6 protein-coding genes are annotated in these 3,781 nt (G+C 74.2%); all 6 read left to right on the forward strand.

Translation table 11 applies throughout. From position 1 onward, the window contains the following. The coding region (locus AB0H87_RS39320) for a hypothetical protein (protein WP_360158136.1) at positions 1-207 on the forward strand (207 nt) is incomplete at its 5' end. Then, entirely contained in the window at positions 204-830 is a 627-nt protein-coding gene (locus AB0H87_RS39325) for a DUF5947 family protein (protein ID WP_360158139.1), read from the forward strand. The genes AB0H87_RS39320 and AB0H87_RS39325, both read left to right, overlap by 4 nt. Beyond that, positions 827-1,459 (forward strand): DUF6084 family protein, encoded by a 633-nt coding sequence (locus AB0H87_RS39330; protein ID WP_360158142.1) that lies wholly within the window; start codon positions 827-829, stop codon positions 1,457-1,459. Before AB0H87_RS39325 ends, AB0H87_RS39330 begins: the two co-directional genes overlap by 4 nt. Then, positions 1,456-2,826 (forward strand): hypothetical protein, encoded by a 1,371-nt coding sequence (locus AB0H87_RS39335; protein ID WP_360158145.1) that lies wholly within the window; start codon positions 1,456-1,458, stop codon positions 2,824-2,826. Before AB0H87_RS39330 ends, AB0H87_RS39335 begins: the two co-directional genes overlap by 4 nt. 112 nt (positions 2,827-2,938) lie before the next feature. Next, positions 2,939-3,412 carry a hydrogenase maturation protease gene (locus AB0H87_RS39340; RefSeq protein ID WP_360158148.1) on the forward strand — a complete coding sequence of 158 codons (474 nt, stop codon included), beginning with the start codon at positions 2,939-2,941 and terminating at the stop codon, positions 3,410-3,412. A gap of 3 nt (positions 3,413-3,415) precedes the next feature. Beyond that, the coding region (gene hypC, locus AB0H87_RS39345) for a HypC/HybG/HupF family hydrogenase formation chaperone (RefSeq protein WP_360158151.1) at positions 3,416-3,781 on the forward strand (366 nt) is incomplete at its 3' end.

Below are 3,781 nucleotides of genomic sequence, written 5' to 3' on the forward strand. Positions count from 1 at the left end.
ATCGACATCCCCCCGGTGGGCCTCGCGGGTGTCCGCCTGTCGGCGTCCGGCTGCTCCTCCGCGCCGCTGAAGGCCGCCGTGGAGTCCGCGATCGCGGACGCCGCGCCCGAGGTGGTGACCATCGAGGTGGTCGCCGGCGACCCGGCGGCCGGCCCGGTCATCCCGGTGGCCTCGCTGTTCAGCCGGGTCGGTCCGGAGGCGCCGTGACACCGTCCCTGGGCGCGCTGCGCCGGATCAGCCGGGACCGCCCCGCGCCGCGGGTCGCGGGGGAGCGCTGCGACATGTGCGCCCAGCCCGTGCCCGAGCCGCACGGCCACGTCGTGCACCTCGAGGGCCGCTCGCTGATGTGCGCCTGCCGGCCCTGCTACCTGCTCTTCGCCGGCGACGGCGACCAGCGTTACCGCGCGGTGCCCGACCGCTACCTGCGCTTCCCGGACGTCTCCGCCGACGGTCCGGCGTTCGACGCGCTGGACATCCCGGTCGGCCTCGCCTTCCTGTTCCACAACTCCGTGCAGGACCGCGTCGTCGCCTTCTATCCCGGCCCGGCCGGCGCGACCGAGTCGGAGCTGCCGCTGGACGCCTGGGCCGGCGTGCTCGCGGCCCACCCCGAGCTGGCCACGCTGCGCCCCGACGTGGAGGCGCTGCTGGTCCGCCGGACCACGCCCGGCACCGCCAACTCCGGCTCGTGCCATCTCGTGCCGATCGACGTGTGCTACGAGCTGGTCGGCACGCTGCGGCAGGGCTGGCGCGGCTTCGACGGAGGCACGGAGACACGGGCCGCGCTGGCGGCCTTCTTCGCCACGGTCGAGGAGCGGAGCGTCGACGGATGACCCTGAGCTTCGCCGTGCGCGACATCGTCGCCGAACCGTACGCCGTGACCCCGCAACTGACGGCCAAGCTGCGGATCGACGACGACGCTGGTCGCCGGGTGCACGCGATGACGCTGCGCTGCCAGGTGCGGGTCGAGCCGCATCGGCGCGGCTACGACGCGGCCGAGGGCGAGGCGCTGCGCGGCCTGTTCGGCGGGCGGGAGCGGTGGTCCGACACCGTCCGCTCGTTCCCGTGGCTGCGCTGCGACACCACGGTCCCGGGCTTCGCCGGCGGCACCGACGTCGACCTGGCGCTGCCCTGCACGTACGACCTGGACGTGGTCGGCACCGCCTACCTGCACGCGCTGGACGCCGGCTCCGTCCCGCTGACTTTCCTGTTCTCCGGAACCGTCTTCGTGCCCGGGGCGACCGGCTTCGCCGTGGAGCCCGTGCCGTGGGACCGGACCGCCGCCTACGACCTGCCCGTGCCGGTTTGGCGGAACATGATCGAGCAGTACTTCCCGGGCACCGGCTGGCTGCGCCTCGACCGCGAGGTGCTCGACGCGCTGGCCGCGGTCAGGGCCCAACGCGGCCAGGTGAGCTGGGAAGAGACCATCCGTTCGCTGCTACCGACCGAGGTGGTCGCGTGAGCCTGGATGCCGTGCGCGCGGTCGCCGACGCGGTGCTCTACGAGGGTTACCTGCTCTACCCCTACCGGGCCAGCGCAGGCAAGAACCGGTCCCGCTGGCAGTTCGGCGTGCTCGGGCCGCCCGGCGCCGCCGAGCGCGGGCTCGGCGAGGAGTCCGGCATGGCGATCCAGTGCCTGCTGGCCGGCGACGCCCGCGGCGGCACGGTCGACGTCCACCTGCGCTTCCTGCAGCTCCAGGTGCGCCAGGCACAGCGGCTCGGCACCGACGGCCGGTTCGTCGACGTCGAGGCGCTGCATGCCGCCGGGCAGACCGTGCTCACCTGGGACGAGGCGGTCGAGCGCGAGGCGGTCTTCACCGCGCAGGAGATCGGCCCGGACGGCGAGCTGCGGGTGGAGATCTCCGGCGGCGCCGACGTCGAGCAGCTGCGCGACGAGTCCGGGGCCGAGGTCGGCCGGGTCGTCCGCCGTCGCTGGCCGGTGCGCGCACACGTGCGGCTCGCGGCCGATCCCGACGACGGGCAGACGCGGCTGACCGTGGCCGTGGAGAACGCGTACGACGGACCGGTGACCACAAGGGACGACGCGCTGCGCAGCTCGCTGCTCGGCGCACACCTGGTGCTCCGGTCGGCGGGCGCCGGCTTCGTCTCGGTGGTCGACCCGCCGGACGCCGCCGCGGCCGCGGCCGCCCGGTGCGCGCAGCACCGGTGCTGGCCGGTGCTGGCCGGCCCGCCCGGCACGACCGATCTCGTGCTGGGCTCGCCGATCATCCTCTACGACCACCCCGAGGTGGCCGACGAGAGCCCCACCGCGCTGTTCGACGCGACCGAGATCGACGAGATCCTGGTGCTGCGGATCATGACGATGACCGAGGCGGAGAAGGCCGAGGCGCGGGCCACGGACCCGCAGGTCGCCGCGATCATCGACCGCTGCGACGGGCTGACACCCGAGGAGCTCCAGCGCCTGCACGGCGTCTTCCGGAATCCGCCGCGGGACGCCCGCGACCTGGAGCCACCGACCTTCGACACCGGCGGAATGCCGTGGTGGGACCCGGCGGCCGACGCGGCCGTCTCGCCGGAGACCGACTCCGTGCTCGTCGACGGCGTGCGCGTCGGCAAGGGCAGCCTCGTGCGGGTGCACCCGCGGCGCCGGGCCGACGCACAGGACCTGTTCTTCGCCGACCAGCTCGCCCGGGTCACCGCGGTGCTGTCCGACGTGGACGGTGGCACGCACGTGGCCCTGGTGCTCGTCGACGACCCGGCGGCCGACCTGCACGACTGGTACGGCCGCTACTTCTACTTCGCGCCGGACGAGATCCGACCGGTGTCCGGCGACGAGGAACCGATCCAGAGAGAGGAGAGCCGGTCATGAGAAGGCTTGGCATGGTGACGGCGGGCGTCGGTGCCGTGGTGGCGCTGGCCGCCCTGGTGCTGACGGTCCGATCCGTCCCCGACATCCGGCGGTACCTGAAGATCCGCTCGATGTGACGATCCTGATAGCCGGGATCGGCAACGTCTTCCTGGGCGACGACGGGTTCGGCCCCGCCGTCGCCCGAGCGTTGGTCGCGCGGGGTGACCTGCCCGCGCACGTCCGCGTCGTCGACTACGGCATCCGCGGCCTGCACCTGGCCTACGACCTGCTCGACGGCGTCGACGCCCTGATCCTGGCGGACGCGCTGCCCGGCGCCGCCGCGCCGGGCACCGGCACCGTGCTGGAGGTCGGCGCCGCCGACCTGGCCACCGGCACCGGCGTGGACGCCCACGCCATGGATCCGGCCACCGTGCTGGCCACCCTGCACCGCCTCGGCGGCACCCTGCCACCCACCTACGTGGTCGGTTGCCGCCCCGCCAACCTCGACGAGGACCTCGGCCTCAGCCCCGCCGTCGCCGACGCCGTGCCGGCGGCGGTCGCCGCCGTCGACGTCCTGATCGACAAGCTCACCACCGGAAGGACCTGACACATGTGCCTGGGCATCCCGGGACAGGTCGTCGAGATCGTGCCAGGGTACGAGGGCCAGCTCGCCCTGGTCGACGTCGAGGGCGCCGCCCGCCGGGTGAACGTCGGCATGCTCGACGCCCCACCGGATCCGGGCGACTGGGTGCTCATCCACATGGGCTTCGCGGTCGAGCTGATCGACGAGTCGCGGGCCCGTGGCGCGCGGGAGGGCCTCGAGCTGATCGGTCGCGGTCGGGACGCGGACCGGCGGACCCGCCGGCGCTACGAGGTGACCGGCGTCGTGCAGGGCGTCGGCTTCCGTCCGTTCGTCTACGCGACCGCGACCGCGCTGGCCCTGACCGGCCGCGTGACGAACACCGCGGCCGGCGTC

Origin of the sequence: Asanoa sp. NPDC050611 (assembly GCF_040654855.1) — a bacterium.
In the GTDB taxonomy this organism is placed as follows: Bacteria; Actinomycetota; Actinomycetes; order Mycobacteriales; family Micromonosporaceae; genus Asanoa.